Source organism: Halosolutus amylolyticus (assembly GCF_023566055.1).
Classification (GTDB): Archaea; Halobacteriota; Halobacteria; order Halobacteriales; family Natrialbaceae; genus Halosolutus; species Halosolutus amylolyticus.
The window spans coordinates 140,100-155,656 of the sequence record NZ_JALIQP010000006.1; the positions used below are offsets into that span (position 1 = coordinate 140,100).

Annotated in this window: 20 protein-coding genes; 12 read left to right on the forward strand and 8 right to left on the reverse strand. The window is 65.6% G+C overall.

All coding sequences use genetic code 11. The features are described 5' to 3' along the window. Positions 1–5: 5 nt before the first annotated feature. Positions 6–641: a sulfite oxidase-like oxidoreductase gene (locus MUN73_RS19940; RefSeq protein ID WP_250142270.1), complete on the reverse strand. Its 636-nt coding sequence runs from the start codon at positions 639–641 to the stop codon at positions 6–8. On the opposite strand from MUN73_RS19940, the gene MUN73_RS19945 reads away from it, so the two are divergent. From MUN73_RS19945 to MUN73_RS19955, 3 genes are all read left to right on the forward strand, one after another. Continuing rightward, positions 640–792 carry a hypothetical protein gene (locus tag MUN73_RS19945; RefSeq protein ID WP_250142271.1) on the forward strand — a complete coding sequence of 51 codons (153 nt, stop codon included), beginning with the start codon at positions 640–642 and terminating at the stop codon, positions 790–792. The genes MUN73_RS19940 and MUN73_RS19945 overlap by 2 nt on opposite strands. 157 nt (positions 793–949) lie before the next feature. After that, a complete protein-coding gene (locus MUN73_RS19950) occupies positions 950–1,249 on the forward strand; it encodes a hypothetical protein (RefSeq protein WP_250142272.1) in 300 nt (99 codons plus the stop codon). Positions 1,250–1,424: 175 nt separating this feature from the next. Next, positions 1,425–1,652 (forward strand): ribbon-helix-helix domain-containing protein, encoded by a 228-nt coding sequence (locus MUN73_RS19955; RefSeq protein WP_250142273.1) that lies wholly within the window; start codon positions 1,425–1,427, stop codon positions 1,650–1,652. A gap of 4 nt (positions 1,653–1,656) precedes the next feature. On the opposite strand, the gene MUN73_RS19960 is transcribed toward MUN73_RS19955, so the two are convergent. After that, the gene (locus MUN73_RS19960; protein ID WP_250142274.1) at positions 1,657–1,839 is read right to left on the reverse strand and encodes a DUF7550 family protein; all 183 of its coding nucleotides are present in this window, start codon (positions 1,837–1,839) and stop codon (positions 1,657–1,659) included. 182 nt (positions 1,840–2,021) lie between these two features. Between MUN73_RS19960 and MUN73_RS19965 the strand changes: the two genes are divergently transcribed. The 3 genes from MUN73_RS19965 (at position 2,022) to hisF (ending at position 5,105) form a co-directional block, all read left to right on the forward strand. Beyond that, positions 2,022–2,714, forward strand: a complete 693-nt coding sequence (locus MUN73_RS19965; RefSeq protein ID WP_250142275.1) for a hypothetical protein — start codon at positions 2,022–2,024, stop codon at positions 2,712–2,714. After that, a complete protein-coding gene (locus tag MUN73_RS19970; RefSeq protein WP_250142276.1) occupies positions 2,711–4,093 on the forward strand; it encodes a hypothetical protein in 1,383 nt (460 codons plus the stop codon). The genes MUN73_RS19965 and MUN73_RS19970 overlap by 4 nt, the downstream gene beginning before the upstream one ends. Before the next feature lie 196 nt (positions 4,094–4,289). Continuing rightward, on the forward strand, positions 4,290–5,105 hold the full coding sequence (gene hisF, locus MUN73_RS19975) for an imidazole glycerol phosphate synthase subunit HisF (RefSeq protein ID WP_250142277.1): 816 nt from the start codon (positions 4,290–4,292) through the stop codon (positions 5,103–5,105). Between the two features lie 278 nt (positions 5,106–5,383). Here the strand turns inward: hisF and MUN73_RS19980 are convergent, their stop codons facing one another. Then, positions 5,384–5,812 (reverse strand): TIGR03668 family PPOX class F420-dependent oxidoreductase, encoded by a 429-nt coding sequence (locus MUN73_RS19980; RefSeq protein WP_250142278.1) that lies wholly within the window; start codon positions 5,810–5,812, stop codon positions 5,384–5,386. Between the two features lie 94 nt (positions 5,813–5,906). On the opposite strand from MUN73_RS19980, the gene MUN73_RS19985 reads away from it, so the two are divergent. Beyond that, complete coding sequence (locus tag MUN73_RS19985) at positions 5,907–6,767, forward strand: hypothetical protein (RefSeq protein ID WP_250142279.1); 861 nt, start codon at positions 5,907–5,909, stop codon at positions 6,765–6,767. Positions 6,768–6,866: 99 nt separating this feature from the next. After that, positions 6,867–7,649, forward strand: coding sequence for a hypothetical protein (locus tag MUN73_RS19990; RefSeq protein ID WP_250142280.1), 783 nt, complete (start codon positions 6,867–6,869; stop codon positions 7,647–7,649). Between the two features lie 64 nt (positions 7,650–7,713). Here MUN73_RS19990 and MUN73_RS19995 read toward each other — a convergent pair whose 3' ends face one another. Then, the gene (locus MUN73_RS19995; protein WP_250142281.1) at positions 7,714–7,998 is read right to left on the reverse strand and encodes a DNA-directed RNA polymerase subunit L; all 285 of its coding nucleotides are present in this window, start codon (positions 7,996–7,998) and stop codon (positions 7,714–7,716) included. Between the two features lie 149 nt (positions 7,999–8,147). On the opposite strand from MUN73_RS19995, the gene MUN73_RS20000 reads away from it, so the two are divergent. Next, positions 8,148–9,959, forward strand: a complete 1,812-nt coding sequence (locus tag MUN73_RS20000; protein WP_250142282.1) for a rhomboid family intramembrane serine protease — start codon at positions 8,148–8,150, stop codon at positions 9,957–9,959. On the opposite strand, the gene MUN73_RS20005 is transcribed toward MUN73_RS20000, so the two are convergent. Then, positions 9,956–10,576 (reverse strand): METTL5 family protein, encoded by a 621-nt coding sequence (locus MUN73_RS20005; protein WP_250142283.1) that lies wholly within the window; start codon positions 10,574–10,576, stop codon positions 9,956–9,958. The two genes, MUN73_RS20000 and MUN73_RS20005, sit on opposite strands and share 4 nt — an antisense overlap. 7 nt (positions 10,577–10,583) lie before the next feature. Continuing rightward, the gene (locus tag MUN73_RS20010; protein ID WP_250142284.1) at positions 10,584–10,985 is read right to left on the reverse strand and encodes a DUF7961 family protein; all 402 of its coding nucleotides are present in this window, start codon (positions 10,983–10,985) and stop codon (positions 10,584–10,586) included. Between the two features lie 193 nt (positions 10,986–11,178). Between MUN73_RS20010 and MUN73_RS20015 the strand changes: the two genes are divergently transcribed. Further along, positions 11,179–11,349: a zf-TFIIB domain-containing protein gene (locus MUN73_RS20015; RefSeq protein ID WP_250142285.1), complete on the forward strand. Its 171-nt coding sequence runs from the start codon at positions 11,179–11,181 to the stop codon at positions 11,347–11,349. 163 nt (positions 11,350–11,512) lie between these two features. Here MUN73_RS20015 and MUN73_RS20020 read toward each other — a convergent pair whose 3' ends face one another. Together MUN73_RS20020 and MUN73_RS20025 are read right to left on the reverse strand one after the other, a co-directional pair. Then, positions 11,513–12,535, reverse strand: coding sequence for a disk-shape morphogenesis protein volactin (locus MUN73_RS20020; protein ID WP_250142286.1), 1,023 nt, complete (start codon positions 12,533–12,535; stop codon positions 11,513–11,515). A 96-nt stretch (positions 12,536–12,631) separates the two neighbouring features. Beyond that, on the reverse strand, positions 12,632–13,540 hold the full coding sequence (locus MUN73_RS20025; RefSeq protein ID WP_250142287.1) for a cell division protein CdpA domain-containing protein: 909 nt from the start codon (positions 13,538–13,540) through the stop codon (positions 12,632–12,634). 156 nt (positions 13,541–13,696) lie between these two features. Here MUN73_RS20025 and MUN73_RS20030 point away from each other — a divergent pair, with 156 nt between their 5' ends. Both MUN73_RS20030 and dph2 read left to right on the forward strand, forming a co-directional pair. Continuing rightward, positions 13,697–14,299 carry a HalX domain-containing protein gene (locus MUN73_RS20030; protein WP_250142288.1) on the forward strand — a complete coding sequence of 201 codons (603 nt, stop codon included), beginning with the start codon at positions 13,697–13,699 and terminating at the stop codon, positions 14,297–14,299. An 87-nt stretch (positions 14,300–14,386) separates the two neighbouring features. Next, positions 14,387–15,436: a diphthamide biosynthesis enzyme Dph2 gene (gene dph2 / locus MUN73_RS20035; protein ID WP_250142289.1), complete on the forward strand. Its 1,050-nt coding sequence runs from the start codon at positions 14,387–14,389 to the stop codon at positions 15,434–15,436. Positions 15,437–15,557 lie beyond the last annotated feature (121 nt).

Genomic DNA, 15,557 nt, shown 5'->3' on the forward strand with positions numbered 1-15,557 from the left:
GCCCGCTAACTGTATCGCTCCTCCCGCCACGGATCCGCCGTCTGGGAGTAGCCGCGTTTCTCCCAGTAGCCGCGATCGGGTTCCGTGAGGAACTCGATCCCGTCGACCCACTTCGCACCCTTGTAGGCGTACCGGTGTGGTGTCACGACCCGGAGCGGCCCGCCGTGGTCCGCGGGCAGGGACTCGCCGTCGTAGCCCCACGCGAGGAGGACCTCCTCGCGGAGACAGTCCTCGAGCGGGAGATCGGTAGTGTAGCCGTCCAGTCCGGAGAACATGACGTGGACGGCCTGACCGGACTCCGTCCGGTTGCCCGACGATCGTCGCTCGTCGACGTCGTCGACAACGCCGGCCCGCTCCGCGAGTTCCGGGAAGGGAACGCCCGTGAACTCGCAGTCGAACTTGCTCCAGCCGGTCACGCAGTGAAAGTCCTGGCGGTGGGTCTCGCTCGGCAGGTCCCGAAACTCCTCCCAGGAGAACGCCAGTTCCGTCTCGACGGCACCGGTAACGGTGAACTCCCACGTGTCGGGATCCCAGTCCGGCGTCCCGCTCTTCGAGAGGACGGGAAACTCGCTGGTCTCGCGCTGGCCCGGCGGGAGCCGTTCCTCGCCGAACTCCCGGTAGAGGTCCGTGACGTCTTTCATGAAGTCCGCTACCGGCCTCGGAAACGTAACGCTGGCGTTTCCCGAAACGCTGGCTCGCCTGCTGGTGGTTTCGATCGCCCCTGTCCCGACGCTCGATCGGGACGGCGGATCGAGCACCGCTCTCACGAAAGCGGATATTGTGGTGTGCTAACATAGGTTTCGAGATGCGCTGGGGTGGAAACGCGAGATTTCCACACCGGGAACGGGGACGAAACGAGCTGTAACAGTTCGGCCGGGGTGACAACTCGGGGGTTTCTCTCGAAACCCTCGTCATCCCTTAGTAGCATCTCGTCCTCCGTATCTCCCGTATGGCTACGAAACAACAGATGACAGAACGAGACGTCTCCGGAGAGGCACCGGAAGCAGTCGGAGAACAGGCCATGGGGCCAGCAGCGCTCGCATCGGCGGCGTCCGTCGGCCTCGCGTGGTATTACTTCTTCCTGCGCGGTGACCGAGAACGCGGACTCTTCGTCGGCCTCTGGCCGCCGACCATCCTCGCGTTCGCGAGTTACTTCAACCAGCGCAAGATGCGCCAGCAGCTCAACTCGATCACCCAGCCCGGCACGACGCTACGGAACGCGCTGGACTCGATGATGGGCAACAAGTAGCGCTCCCAACGATCCGAGTCGACGTCGCGACGTTCGAACCCCGGCCGATCGAAGAGCCCGAACCCGGTCGGTTGTCGAACCGGGAATCGAGGCTCCCGAACCGGAAAATTTCTCTCCTACATCGGTGCAGAATCCCCGTCAGAGCTAAATACCCCCTCGCCGAAAGCCGAATCAGATGCCGAAAGTAGAGATCACCATTCCGGAGCACCTCGAGATGCAGATCGCGCAGATGGTCGAGCGCGGTGAGTTCGTCAACCGCGAGGAGGCGATCGAGGATCTCCTCTCGACGGGGATCAAAGCCTACAAGACCAGTGGACCGATGGACGAAGAGGAAGGAACGGGAACGGGTACCGGTCTCGAAGACGACGGGATGATGGGCCACGACGACGAGTACGTCTTCTAACCGCCTACAGGGGAAACGCGAGGAGCGGAATCCCGAACGCGACGACGACGCCGAGGAGCATCACGACGAGGCCGACAGCGACGTCGCGACCGGTGTACTCGCTCATCGGTGCAGTCGTTCGATCCGCCGCCAGATCGTGACCGACGTCGGCGCCCGAGTCGTCCGCAGGTGCAGTGTCGTCTGCCATGTCTCAGGGTTTTCGACTCAGCCCCTTAAAGACATCTACAGCGACTCGGTGGCCTGACCGGAGTCGACAGGGTCGACCGCCCACGACGGGCGAGACCGCCCTCCGCTCCGGTTCGCGACTCCGTCCGTCCCCGATCGTTCGTCCAGAGAGTATTTATTGGTGGATTGAAAATTAGTCCTCGAATGCCCTCCACTGACTTCCCCCGCAGACGGCTGTTAGCCGCCGGTGGCTGCCTCTCGGCCGTCCTCGCCGGCTGTGCCGGCCTCGGCGAGTCGGAGACCACCGCCGAACACACCGCCGCCGACGGTGGGACGGCGATGCCGTCGGACGAGTACGACGCCCTGACGCTTCGATCGGACGACGACGAGTATTTCGTCGTCACGGGCGAGGACTCGCCGAACGAACGGGACGACGATCGATCGCGGTCGAGCAGGTACGACGTCGCCTTCGTCGTGACCGACGACGAGGCCGCCGACGTCCGGATCGACAGCGACGACGCGGACGCCGCGCGGTCGTTCCTCGAGGCGACCGACTTCGAGACCGAATCGGTCGTGATCGAGCAACGGCCGATCGACGACTGTTACCGCCGGCACCTGCTGAGCGTCCAGGCCCGCCCCGACGAGTTCCGGACGCAGTACTGTCGGTCGCTGAAATCGCCGACGACGCCGTGCGAGGCCGACCTGACGGTCATGGAAGCGATCTTCGTCCGCGTCCAGCAGGCCTACGACGACAGCCCCTCGAGTCGTGCGAGCGGCGAGAGCGCGTCGTGTCCGGATTCGGTGTTCGAGACCGACGACACCAGCGGAGGGACCGACGACTCCGACGGAGAGACCGGCCACGACGCGAATCGAACCGACGAGGAGGCGGACGGATGACCGCCGCCCAACACGGATCCCGCCGCCGGTTCCTCGCGGGGCTCGCGACGGCGTCCGGGATTGCCGTCGCCGGATGTGCCGACCTCCCCTGGGAGGACGAGGGGGCGTCGACGGGGTTCTCTCGATCGGACGCCGAGGAGATCCTGGCCGACTCTGAACCGGCCGTTCCGGACGTGGTTCGACCGGTGCCGGTCGAACCAGCGGCGAAGGCGCTCGACGCGCAACGCACGCGCGTCGACGATCTCCTGTCTGACGTGCCGGACGCCATACCCGCAGACGACGTGCCGAACGGCGTCGTCAGGGAATCGATCGCCGATCGTCGGGACAGCGCGATCGAGTACCGCGACGAGGCGGCCGACGCGTCCGGGGCCGATCGATACCACGCCCTGCGGACGCTCGGACGCGCTCGCAAGTCTGCCCGGGCGTCGGCGACGACGCTCGCGGCGATCGAGGCCGAGACCGAGGCGCTTCTCGCGGAACTTTCGGACGAGCGCACCGCCGTCGAATCGGCCGTCGACGACCGGTGCGACGGCATCGCCTACCGCGGCGAGGACGGCGACGACGGACGGCTGCGTGCGGCGCTGTTCTTCGCCGAACTCGAGCGTGATCTTCAGCGAGCGAGTCACCGAGTCGGGCGATGGAGCGTCGACGACACCGCCACCGTCATCGACCTCGGTGGGGCCGCCGGCGACCTCGAGTTCGCGACGGCGACGACGGCCATCTGGGACCACTGTACCGACCGGTACGCGGCCGATACCGGCGATCGGGTCGACCTCGAACCGGTCTTTGCCGACGCCCTCGAGACGTCGGCCGATCGCGCCGGGGCGGTCGACCTCCCCGACCAGGACGGCGACGACTGGCTCTCGACCCTCGTCGACGGCGAGGTCGACACCGGCTTCGACCAGACCGTCCTCTGGGAGGCAGTCAGGCCGGTGTACGACGCACGGGACGGACTCCGTGACGCCGACGGAATCGATTCGACCGGGCGGAACCTGGCGAATGGACTCCGGGACGCGCTCCGGTTCGAACAGGAGTACCGGGCGTTCGAACGCGTCCGCGACCGGTTCGAAGCGGGGGAACTCGCCAGACCCGACTCGATCGATCCCATCGGTTCGGAGCGCACGGCCGCGATTTCGGCGGCGGAATCGGCCGCCGAGGAACTGACGCGACCGTCACTCGGAACCGATCGGCTCACGGAGACGATCCGGACGCTTTCCTGGACCGACGACAAGATACGCCGCAAAGCCGACGGCGATCCCGGCGTCGTCGTCTCGCTGGCGGGCGAGTTCGGCGAGTACGTCTGCCTGCGGGCCCGGTTCGAGGTCCTCCCCGAGGCGGTCGACGCGTTCCGGGGGCGACTGCTCGACCCCGAACCCTGATACGGTCTGCTGTACCGGTTTCCCGGCACAACCGCAGGCGAGTTCGCCGTTGTGCCGGAACTGACTACAGCGGACCGTATGACGACCACAGGATTCGATCGCCACCGCCAGAATCGATCGGCCCGTCCCGCCGACGCCGCGAGATAGACCGATCCAGACTCCTTTACTACCCCCGGTGCGAAGGGCCGGGTAGTAAATGGTACTGACAAAGCGAATCATCCCGTGTATCGACGTCGACCTGGACGAGGACGGGAACCCGGCGGTCTACACCGGCGTTCACTTCGAGGACCTCGAGTACACCGGCGATCCGGTCGAGATGGCCAAAGAATACAACGAATCGGGGGCCGACGAGTTCGTCTTCCTCGACATCACCGCCTCCGCGGAGGGCCGCGAGACCATGCTCGACGTCGTCAAGCGCGTCGCCGACGAGGTCTTCATCCCGCTCACGGTCGGCGGTGGCATCCGAACGACCGACGACATCAAGGAGACGCTCCGGGCCGGCGCTGACAAGGTCTCGATCACGACCGGGGCGCTCGAACGCCCCGAACTGATCACCGAGGGGGCCCGCGCGTTCGGGAGCCAGTGCATCGTCATCAGCGTCGACGCCAAACGTCGCTTCGACGAGGGAGGCGAACACTACGTCGAGATCGACGGCGAATCCTGCTGGTTCGAGTGTACCAAGAAGGGCGGCCGCGAGGGAACCGGCATCGACGTCATCGAGTGGGCCCAGGAGGCCGAATCCCGCGGTGCCGGCGAACTGTTCGTCAACTCGATCGACAAGGACGGCACGAAGGACGGCTACGACCTCCCGCTGACGACGGCGGTCTGTGACGCCGTCGACACGCCGGTGATCGCCTCCTCGGGCTGTGGCGGTCCCGAGGACATGTACGACGTGTTCACCGAGGCCGGCGCCGACGCCGGTCTCGCCGCCTCGATCTTCCACTTCGGCGAGTACTCGATCGCGGAGACGAAGGAGTATCTCGACGAGCGCGACGTTCCAGTTCGTCTCTGACCGCGAGCGAGTGACGCGAGTGAGCGGCTTTTTGGTCCAGATTTTTGCGTGAGGGTGCGCTCGCCGCACCCGAACGGAAAAAGGTGGGAACGGGGTATCTCGACGAGCGCGTCGTTCCAGTTCGTCTCTGACCGCGAGCGAGCGACGCGAGTGAGCGGCTTTTTGGTCCAGATTTTTGCGTGAGGGTGCGCTCGCCGCACCCGAACGGAAAAAGGTGGGAACGGAGTACCTCGACGAGCGCGACGTTCCAGTTCGTCTCTGACCGCGAGCGAGCGACGTTACTCCTCGAGTGCACCCCACGATCGGGTTTCTGCGACCACAATCGCGATGATCGGTCGGTCCGCGAGGTCGTGATCCGCGTACTGCTCGTACTTCGCCTCGAGAGCGGTGACTGCGGCCGCGTGAGAGTCCGCCCCGGGCGACAGCACGCGGGCCTTCCCGCGGACCTGGACCCACGCGAGCCGCGACCAGTCCTCGCGGTATCGATCGGCCAGCACCGTCACCCGCGGTTCGGTCCGGACGTTCCGAACCCGCTGGAGATCGCGGGTCGATTTGGGCTTCTCGTCGATCGCGGTGACGAGTCGGGCGTCGTCGGCGTCGAGCAGCGCGTAGCAAATCGGGACGACGTGGGGCCGGCCGTCCGCGTCGACGGTGGCGAGTGCGGCGACGCGAGCCCGTTCGAGGAACGCTCGTTCCGCGGGCGTCATACGGATTCGACGGTGTCGAGCACGAAAAACCCGTCTCGAGAGTGCGGTCGGGTATCCAGTACGCTTATCACGTCACGGTCGTGCTGTTCTACCAGTGAAGTGGCGGTGCACGTGGTGTGGCAAACCACACGCGGAGAACGATCCACCCTGTGACGCCTGCGGTCACAACGCCTTCGAGAAAGCGGTCGTTCGCGAGGGCGAAGACGAGTCCGGAGCCGACGCGGCGGCGGGTCGGACGGTCGATACCGGGACGACCTACGTCTGGGCCTGTCCCAACTGCGGCCGGGAACACGTCAGGAACAACCCGCCGTGTTCGCGGTGTGGGAACCCGGACCTCGAGAAGACCGAGCAGACCTACGACGACGTCGATCGGGACCTCGCGACCCCGGGCTGGCTCGAGGTGGCGAAGCCGTACGCGCCGCTGTTCGTCGTCGTCGGACTCGTCGTTCTCCTGTTCGCTACCGGAATCGTTCCCCCGACGGTGCTCCCGGGGATCGGCACCCCGTCGCCGCCCGACGCACCTGGCGAAGGAGTCGAGGCCGCGGGCCTGGACCTGGAGACAACCGACCGAGAGATCCACGAGCACCTCGCGGACGAACGGGACGCGGCAGGGGACACGGCGCGATCGTACGACGACGGACTCGCGGCCTACGCCGAGTATCGGAACCGCCAGCTCGTCATCGCCGAGTACGGCGACGACGATCCCGGGGATACGCCGCGACTGAACGAGTTCGATCCCGAGTGCGGCGAGTCGACGCCCGCCATCGCCCCGCTGATCGTCGACGGCGTCTCGATCGAGGAGTACGACGACGAGGGCGAACTCGCGGCCGACCTCGGGGACGAACTCCTGACCTCACGGTTCGGCGACGACGTCCGGAGCGGGTACGACGCCGAGGGAATCGACGTCCACATCGCTCCGGACGATCGGATCTACATTATGTACGCGGTCTGTTAATCGACGTACTCCGCCCTGCCGGCGATCGTGGCCCGCGAAACTACAATTCGTCTTTGAGCTAGCTGAAGGTACTTGGATCCCCGAACGGTTACGAGACGTATGACCGGACGAACGCGACGCACGCTCCTCGCGGGTGCTGGCCTGACTATCGCGACGGTCGGTGCCGGTTGTCTCGACGAGACCAGTGACCCGGGTTCGGGATCGGACGACGAACCGTCCGACGGCGACGGAACGGACGACGGTGCGGACGACGACGGCGCGGGCGGTGACGACGAAGACGGCGAAGCGATCGACGAAGAGCCACGCGTCGACGAGCCACCGCACGCGATCGAGCGGCCGGACGTCGACGACGAGGACGACCCGTGGGAGGCGTGGGACGACCACTACCTCGGTGCGGAGATGGCGACCGAGCCAACCGTCGAATTCGACACCCTCTCGGGAGTCCGTCTCGCCGCCCCCGCACTCCGCTACGGGGAGATCGAGCACGGCGAGAGCGCTTACGCGGTCCGTCTCGTCGACACCGAGGACGAACTGGGGGAGACGATCGATCTCGAGGCATCGGACGACGACTCGCGGACGACCCTCGACGGAGTCGATTTCGACGACCGGGTCGTGATCGTCGTCGAGTCCGGTTTCGGTTCCGGATCGGTCGACCAGCGCTGGGCCCGGATCGAGGCCGTCGACGACGGGCTTCACCTGCACGGCTACTACACGCAGCCGTACGAGCAGACCGACGACATCGCGTCGTATCACTCCGTACTTGTGGCCGATCGACCCGACGAGACCGACCCGATAGCCCTCGCTCGCGCGAGTCTGACGGTGAGCGAGGACCGGCGGGTCCACGTCAACTCGACGGAAGGACTCGTCACGGTCGAGACGTAACTCTCCGGGAGTGGTGGCGATCGATCGCGTCGAAAACGGGCGTCGATCGTCTTGAGTGGTCGATCTACGCGGCGGCCTCGAACGCGTCGCGGAACGACGACGCCTTCTCGCGGACGTCGACGGCGGCCTCTTCGAGGGCCTCGAGCGGTTCGATCGTGCCGTCGGTCTTGATCGTGAGAATTGGCTCGGTCTGTCCACCCGACTGTTCGGGGTTGACGTCGTAGGTCGCCGCACTCACCTGCTCGTGTTCGAGCAGTGCGCCCTTGAGGACGTTCATGAACGTGTGATCCTCGCCCGCGATTTCGATCGAGAGTTCGTCCTCGCTGCTCTCGGTGACCCGCAGTTCCATGGCCGATACTCCGTGCGACGGCCGCTTGTACCTTTCGAAGCCGTCGCTGACTCGTCGGGGAGCGCTGGTCCGATCCCGCGATCGACATCCGTTCGCGACGCCGGGTCCGGAATGTAAACCACTATACGGATCGGGTCGAACCACAGGACATGCTCTCGATCGCGACCGCCATCGCGGTCGTCGTCGTGGTGAGCCTGCTGGTCTCGATCGCGATCGTCAGGCGGATCCACCGGGCGGGCCCACGCTGGGGCGACGTCGTCCGGGAACGCCTGGTGATGGGCGTTCCGTGGGGCACGTTCGTCGCCATCGCGGTCGTCTTCTCGGTGTACCTGTTCGTCCAGGACGGGACCACCGACTTCCAGGACCCCGTGACGATCCCGTTCCGGTCGTGGTCGTACTTCTATCCGCTCGGCATGGTGACGGCCGCGCTGTCCCACGCCGGACCGGGCCACCTGCTCGGGAACCTGTTCGGAACGGTCGTCGTCGCGCCGATCGCGGAGTACGCGTGGGGCCACTACCCCGACGAGCGCGGCTCTCAGACGTTCGCGTCGTGGCGAACGAACCCGTGGCTGCGGGCACTCGTGATCTTTCCCGCGATCGTCGTCGCCGTTGCCCTCCTGACGAGCGTCTTCGCGCTCGGGCCGGTGATCGGCTTCTCCGGCGTCGTCTTCGCGTTCGCCGGCTTCGCCATCGTCCACTACCCGATCGTGACGATCGTCGCCACCCTGGGCGTCCAGGGTGTCCTCGTGACGATCTATCGTGCGTTGCAATCGCCGATCGCCGTCTACGTCGCCGAACCCAGGCCGCCGTCGCCCCCGTCGTGGGCCACGATCGCCATCCAGGGCCACGCGCTCGGCTTTTTCGTCGGACTCGTGCTCGGGGTGCTCGTGCTCAGGCGACGCGACCGCCGTCCCGACGTGGCACGGATCTGGCTGGCCGTCCTGCTGTACGGCTTCTCGAGTTCCCTGTGGGCGATCTACTGGTTCGGCGGTGAGAACACCTACATCCTCCTCCGTGGCCCCGGCGTCGTCGTGGTCACGATCCTCACGCTGGTCGTCACGCTCGCGGTCGCCGGTCCCGAGACGTCGCTCGTCCCGCGACTGCTCGATCGGGTCGTCGCTCGCGTGCGGGGATCGACGGGACGGGCACCCGCCGATCGAGCCCTCGAACTCGGCTGCCGGGCCACCGACGGGACCAGGGGGATCGTCGACAGGCCCGATCGGATTCGGACGTTGGCCAGCGCTGGCGGGCACGGGACCGACGAATCACGACTGGCGGACGTGACGAGTCGGGACACCGCGTTCATGGCCGTGCTCGTCGTCTTCGCCGTCCTCGCAGGGATCGCGGTCCCGGCCAACCTCCTCGTGCTCGAAGAGACGAGCGCCGCGTCGAACCCGGGGGTCGAGATCGAAGACTACACCGTCACATACGCGGAGGGCGTCGAGAACGAACTCGTCACCGCGATCGAAATCGGACCGTTCCAGGACGACGTCCAGCTGGACTCGAGCGGCGTGATCGTCGTGAGCGAGGAGCGCCAGCTCTGGCTGGAGGCGGTCTCCGCCCAGCGACTCGCGTTCACCGGCGAGGAGACGATCCACGTCGGCGGCCCGGGCTGGCGCGAGACCGTCCACGTCGACCGAACGGGGTGGGAGACGATCGGGAACGACACCGTCTACCAGGTCTGGCTCTGGGAAGACGGCGGCGACCACCGTCTCGCCTACGAATCGAACGCGTCACGCGCCGACGTCCGGATCGCCGATCGAAACGTGACGATCGCCTCCGAGGACGGGGAGTTCCGGCTCGACGTCGACTCGAACGGCACCACCAGCACGGCACAGGTACCTGCCGACAACGAGACGACCACTGCTGGTGGGCTCACGTTCGAACGCGACGGCAAGACGATCTACGCGAGCGCGGACGGGACGGAGGTCGCGATCGCCCGCGAAGAGCGCTACAATTAGCGCCACTCGATCCGGAAGACCTCCGCGTCGAGGGTCTGCTCGGATCGCGTGTGAAAGTCGAACCGGTTCCCGATCGGGAGCGGGGCCCGGAAGGCGTGGGTCACGGTCGCGCTGTGGTCCGCGGCGAACGACTCGACGAACGACTGACTGTCCTCGTTGTGGATCGTGTAGGAGACGGCGGCGATCTCGGCCGTCGCCTCGAGAAAGGCCCGGTCCGCGTGCCGGTTCCCGTGCTGGGCACCGAACGGCGGGTTCGAAATCACAGTGCCGTCGGTGAGGGCGAAGGGGTGGCGAATCGCGTCGCCGCGAACCCACTCGATCGGGCCGGTGCCGACGGCGGCCGCGTTCCGCCCGGCGAGTGCGAGCGCGTCCGGATCAACGTCGACGCCGACGACGCGCTCTGCGCCCGCGAGCGACGCGCCGATCGCCAGCATCCCCGTTCCGGTACCGAGATCGAGGACGGGCCGATCGAGGTCGTCGTGGAGTCCGGCGAGATGACAGACGTGGGCGGCGAGATCGGCGGGCGTCAGATACTGCTCGAGTGACGCGGACGGCTCGGAGAAGTCCGCGACGGCCTCGAGCCGTCGGGCGAGCGTCCGCCGGGAGGGGCCCGACATGACCGCGTCAGAACTCGAGCACCGAGTCGTCTGCAACGTCGAGCGTGAGTCCGTCGCGTTCGGCGCGCTCGGCGGTCGCGGACAGCGCCGGGCGGACCTTTTCCGGATTCGCGACGTCGTCGATCACGACGGTGACGGTCCCGACGCCGAGGAACGCCCCGGCGCGCACGTAGCGGCGGAGCCGATCGATCTCCTCCTGGGCCGCGAGCGAGCAGTCCTCGTCGAATCGGGCCTCGACGGTCAGGCCGGCGGGCGTCAACCCGTCGTCGATCAGGTCGCGCTTGAACTCGCGGAGGTACGCGGGAGCCGTCGACTCGAGGGCCGCGGCCTCGAGCGTGACGGGGGTGACGTCTGCTGGTCGACAGCCATCGATCGCCGGTTCGCCGTCGGGCGTGGAAGTCGTACTCATTGCCACTGCATACATGAGCCGCATACAAAAAGGTTGTTGAATACACGATAGTAATACCAGGTCGCGGCGTCTCGTCGGTCCCGATCAGCTGACCCAGGAGAATCCAGCACTGGCCGCCGTCTGACGCCGCAGTTCGTGACAGTTTCGATATGATATCGACTAGAGTTAAGACCGTACCGTGTCAGATACACCTATGGAGCAGTGTCCACGGTGTCAGGGGTCCCTCGAGGAACTCTCGCTGGGAGACGTCTCGACCGTGACGTGTCCACACTGTAGCTACGCGGACATCCCGGTCGAACACGAGCGGCCACCGGAGGAGCGGGAGTCCTGGCGAGACGCGTTCAACCGGTTCTACGAGGAGTGACGGGGCGTGACCCGATTCTCCGAGCGGTCACCGACGGCGAGACGTGATCCGCAACGAGTGACCCGATTCGACGGGTTGTCCGATCGCCGGACGACCCACCGATCGGGTGCCGAGGGGGTCAGCAGTCGCTAGACGTCGTCGCGAAAAGGGGATGCGAGGGGGATTATTCGTTCGCCGCTGCCGGTTCGGCTTCTTCCTGGTGGTCGACGTCCTCGTCGGAGCGGGCGGCGACGAGGCCACCGCGAGCCACGCTGTAGAGCGGTTCGTCCGCGTGCGTGACACCGCTGATCGAGAACGGAATGTTCGCGTCCTCTAAGTGGTCACGGAACAGTGCCTCGAAGCCGTCCGGGCTGGAGGTCCCGCCGGTGACGACGACGGGAACGTCGAGACCTTCCTCGACGTCTTCCTCGTCGACTTCCTTGACGATGTTCTCGATGACGTAGTCGAGCAGGTTCTCGTAGTAGATCGAGAGGGCACCCTCGACGCCGCCGACGTCCGTCGTGAAGTCGAGTTCGAAGTCGTCCTCCTTGATCGAGGTAACCTTGTCGACCGGCGTCCCGGTCGCACGGGCGGCCTGTTCGTCGACCCAGTCGCCACCGCGGGCGACGGAGAACTTCATGACGGGCACCGCGTAGTACGCCAGACAGACGTTCGTCATCCCGGCACCGAACGAGATGCCGAGGCCGGTGAAGTTGTTGTCCGCGAGTTCGCTGTAGATGACGGACATCCCTTCGTTGATCGGTTCGGAATCGTACCCCATGTCGTCGAGGAACGACTCGATCGTCTTCTGGTGGTACAGCGTCGAGAGATCCGAGTCGATCGGATCCGCCGGGGACGAAAAGTACAGTTTCTCGTCCGGATAGGCGGGTTCACCGACGACCTGTTCGATGATGAGTTTCATCATCGGGATCGCGCTCTTCTCGTCGTTTGAGAGGATCCCGTGCTTCATCGGCCGACGGGTCTCCTTGTTGAAGATGTTCGCGAAGTTCAGGGCGTCGTCACCGACGACGTACACCTTGTCGTCCTTCCGGATGTGGAGGACTTCGCTTCGCGAGAGCATCTGCTCGGCCATGTCCGAGTACTCGATCTCTACGAAGGAGTTACGCTGCTGCACGAACACCGTGTCGTTCCCATCCTGCTGTGCCGACAGGATGTTCATCGTTCCAACGTCTAGGCCTTTGGCCATGATTGGGCAAGGCCACTGACGGATTATAAATCTATGTGCCTTAATTTCACTTTCTGATATTTATCGCGAAAGGAGTAGAATACGCGCCGCGGCCGGTTAATCCCGGCTAACCAGTTCACGTAATCGGGTTCGGACCGACGCGAGGAACGCGACCGACTTGGTATCGGCGTCCGCAGACGACTCCTCCTGACGTTTCTGTTCGCGGAGTTCTTTCAGCTTCTGGGTCTGGTCGTCGACCGTCGAACTCGAGGTCGTCGTCGTGGTCTCCCCGCCCTTCAGTCCCTTCAGTCCCGCGACCTGCTGGTCGACCCCCGTCGATCGAGTCGTCTTCGTTCCCGCGGCAGTGTCGACGTTGACCTCGTCGAACTCGTCCTCGGAGAAGGAGAGTCGCTTGTGTTCCGTCTTCTCGACGCCGCCCCAGGAGAGTTCGACCCCCTCCATCGCGTCGTCGATGTCCTCCCGTACCTCGGCGTCGGTGAGTTCCGGGTCGTCGTCTTCCTCGTCGACCGTCTCGACCTGTTTCGCGGTGCGGGCCATGTCGAGATAGTGGGCGATCAGCGCCGCGCCGGTCGAGGCGGTGATCCCGGCCAGGCCCACGGCGTACACGGCGACGACTACGGCAGTGTAGTCGGCACCGTACCCGTTCCAGTCGTCGGGATACGCGTACACGAACCCGCCGATCGCCACGATCGCGATCACGACGCCGGCGATCGACGTGTACAGGACCCGCCGTTCGGACGGGAGCAACACCACGATCCCGAGCATCAGGACCGGCAAGGCCATCATCGCGAGCGCGTACGCGGGTTCTGCCCACGCCAGGTGAGATGCAGTACGGGCCTCGAACGTGCTACTCCACAGGTAGAGCAGCAGTGCGACGATCGCGAATCCGATGCCACCGAGGAACAGTCCGAACCCGAGGTACACGTCGGTCCGGTCCTCCGGTTCGCCGATGTATCGGCGATAGAGGTCGAAGAGATAGCCCTCCGAGGGCGATTCCGCTGCCATAGGCACCCGGTTTACACTCCAGTACTATGACTGTTGGGTCGAGTGACTGGTCTCGTTCGACGACACTCCATCGAGGTTTCATAATTATTATAAACTGTCGTAAGATATGGGATACCTTGATACGGAGGCGATTGTTACGTGTGGCCATACCAAAATATGCCGGACGACAGGTACACGGTTCTCGTCGTCGACGACGGACCGGGTAACGTCGAGCTATTCGAGAGGTGGCTCTCGGACGAGTACCGGGTCGGGAGGGCGACGGGGGGTGACGATTCCCTCGAGGAACTCGACGACGTCGACGTCGCACTGCTCGACCGCGACCTGCCGACCGTATCCGGCACTCCCCTCGCCCTGGAGATCGATCGGCGGGCGGCCGACTGCCTGACCGCCATCGTCAGCGGCATCGAACCCGGCGCGGACGTCCTGTACGTCTCCTGTGGCGAGTGCCTCGTCACGCCCGTCGAGAAGGAGGAACTCCTCGAAACCGTCGAACGGCTCCGCCATCGCGCCCGATACGACGAGCGGCTGGCCGAGTGTGCGAACCTCGCGGCCAGACGCGGCGCGCTCGAGGCGACTCACTCCCGATCGGAACTCGAAGACGACGAGGAGTTCCTCGAACTCCGTCGTCGGATCACCGACCTGCTCGGGGAACTGGACGACATGACGGCCGAGTTCGACGCCGAGGACTTCCAGGCCGCCTTCGAGACGCCCGACTTCACCGGCCGGCCACGCGTCCGGACGGTCGGCTGGCCCTCCTGAGAACCCAGCGTGCCTGCCTGTCCCGCTCCTCGCACAGTCGATTTCGGAAGCGTCGCCGTTTTACGTCCGTGGCTGTAATACCGGCCAATGAGCCAGGAGTCGGAGTACAGCGAGGGAGACCTCAGGAAGACCGGGATGCGTCTCAAGCACGATCGCGAGTGGGACTACGAACTCGAGACGATCGTGGAGGCGATCGAAGAGCGAGACGCGACGAAGGTCGGGTTGCAGTTTCCCGAGGGGCTGAAACGGCGCGGGCCGGCCGTCGCTGACGACCTCCGGGAACTCGCCGACGACGACGTGACGTTCATGCTCTCGGGTCAGCCGTGCTACGGTGCCTGTGACCTCGATACGTACCTGATGAAACGCACCGACGTGTTCGTCCACTTCGGCCACTCGCCGATGAAGGACACGGACAAGGTGATCTACGTGCCGCTGTTCTCGAACGTCGAGGTCGCGCCGATCATGGAGGAGGCCCTCGACACGCTCGAACCGCCCGAGGAGACCGAGGGCGTCGGCCTCGTCACCACGGCCCAGCACATGAACCGGTACGAGGAGATGACGGCGTTCCTGGAGGAGCGGGGCTACGAAGTCCACAGCCGACGGGGTGACGATCGACTCACCCACGAGGGGCAGGTGCTCGGCTGCAACTACGCCAGCGCGGACGTCCCCGCGGACCAGGTGCTCTACGTCGGCGGCGGCAAGTTCCATCCGCTCGGACTGGCGATGGAACACCCCGACAAACACGTCGTCATCGCCGATCCAGTCAACAACGTCGTCACCGTCGCCGATACGGACAAGTTCATGAAACAGCGGTACGGTGCCGTCCACCGCGCGATGGACGCCGAGAAGTGGGGCGTCATCTTCTGTACCAAGATCGGCCAGGGTCGCTGGGAGACCGCCCAGAATATTCTCGACGACAACGACGACGCCTACCTCATCACGATGGACGAGGTCACCCCCGATCGGCTGCGGAACTTCGACATGGACGCCTTCGTCAACACCGGCTGTCCGCGGATCACGACCGACGACGGGCCGCAGTTCCACAAGCCCATGCTCACTCCCGGCGAGTATCGGATCGCCGTCGGCGACAAGCCGCTCGACGAACTCTCCTTCGACACCTTCCACGGGACCTGGTAAGCCACCAGGCCCCCGTCCCGGCCCCCGCGAGGAGACAGGTGTTCGCTCCCCCAGTCGGATATACTGTCCCGACTCGTCGCAGTCGCTCGTACGCCCCGGGCGATCGCGGCCCGTCGAAGAC

Coding starts and splice junctions, on each gene's coding strand:
- MUN73_RS19945 (WP_250142271.1), top strand. CDS start 640: ATGAAGTCCGCTACCGGCCTCGGAAACGTAACGCTGGCGTTTCCCGAA.
- MUN73_RS19940 (WP_250142270.1), bottom strand. CDS start 641: ATGAAAGACGTCACGGACCTCTACCGGGAGTTCGGCGAGGAACGGCTC.
- MUN73_RS19950 (WP_250142272.1), top strand. CDS start 950: ATGGCTACGAAACAACAGATGACAGAACGAGACGTCTCCGGAGAGGCA.
- MUN73_RS19955 (WP_250142273.1), top strand. CDS start 1,425: ATGCCGAAAGTAGAGATCACCATTCCGGAGCACCTCGAGATGCAGATC.
- MUN73_RS19960 (WP_250142274.1), bottom strand. CDS start 1,839: ATGGCAGACGACACTGCACCTGCGGACGACTCGGGCGCCGACGTCGGT.
- MUN73_RS19965 (WP_250142275.1), top strand. CDS start 2,022: ATGCCCTCCACTGACTTCCCCCGCAGACGGCTGTTAGCCGCCGGTGGC.
- MUN73_RS19970 (WP_250142276.1), top strand. CDS start 2,711: ATGACCGCCGCCCAACACGGATCCCGCCGCCGGTTCCTCGCGGGGCTC.
- hisF (WP_250142277.1), top strand. CDS start 4,290: ATGGTACTGACAAAGCGAATCATCCCGTGTATCGACGTCGACCTGGAC.
- MUN73_RS19980 (WP_250142278.1), bottom strand. CDS start 5,812: ATGACGCCCGCGGAACGAGCGTTCCTCGAACGGGCTCGCGTCGCCGCA.
- MUN73_RS19990 (WP_250142280.1), top strand. CDS start 6,867: ATGACCGGACGAACGCGACGCACGCTCCTCGCGGGTGCTGGCCTGACT.
- MUN73_RS19995 (WP_250142281.1), bottom strand. CDS start 7,998: ATGGAACTGCGGGTCACCGAGAGCAGCGAGGACGAACTCTCGATCGAA.
- MUN73_RS20000 (WP_250142282.1), top strand. CDS start 8,148: ATGCTCTCGATCGCGACCGCCATCGCGGTCGTCGTCGTGGTGAGCCTG.
- MUN73_RS20005 (WP_250142283.1), bottom strand. CDS start 10,576: ATGTCGGGCCCCTCCCGGCGGACGCTCGCCCGACGGCTCGAGGCCGTC.
- MUN73_RS20010 (WP_250142284.1), bottom strand. CDS start 10,985: ATGAGTACGACTTCCACGCCCGACGGCGAACCGGCGATCGATGGCTGT.
- MUN73_RS20015 (WP_250142285.1), top strand. CDS start 11,179: ATGGAGCAGTGTCCACGGTGTCAGGGGTCCCTCGAGGAACTCTCGCTG.
- MUN73_RS20020 (WP_250142286.1), bottom strand. CDS start 12,535: ATGGCCAAAGGCCTAGACGTTGGAACGATGAACATCCTGTCGGCACAG.
- MUN73_RS20025 (WP_250142287.1), bottom strand. CDS start 13,540: ATGGCAGCGGAATCGCCCTCGGAGGGCTATCTCTTCGACCTCTATCGC.
- MUN73_RS20030 (WP_250142288.1), top strand. CDS start 13,697: ATGCCGGACGACAGGTACACGGTTCTCGTCGTCGACGACGGACCGGGT.
- dph2 (WP_250142289.1), top strand. CDS start 14,387: ATGAGCCAGGAGTCGGAGTACAGCGAGGGAGACCTCAGGAAGACCGGG.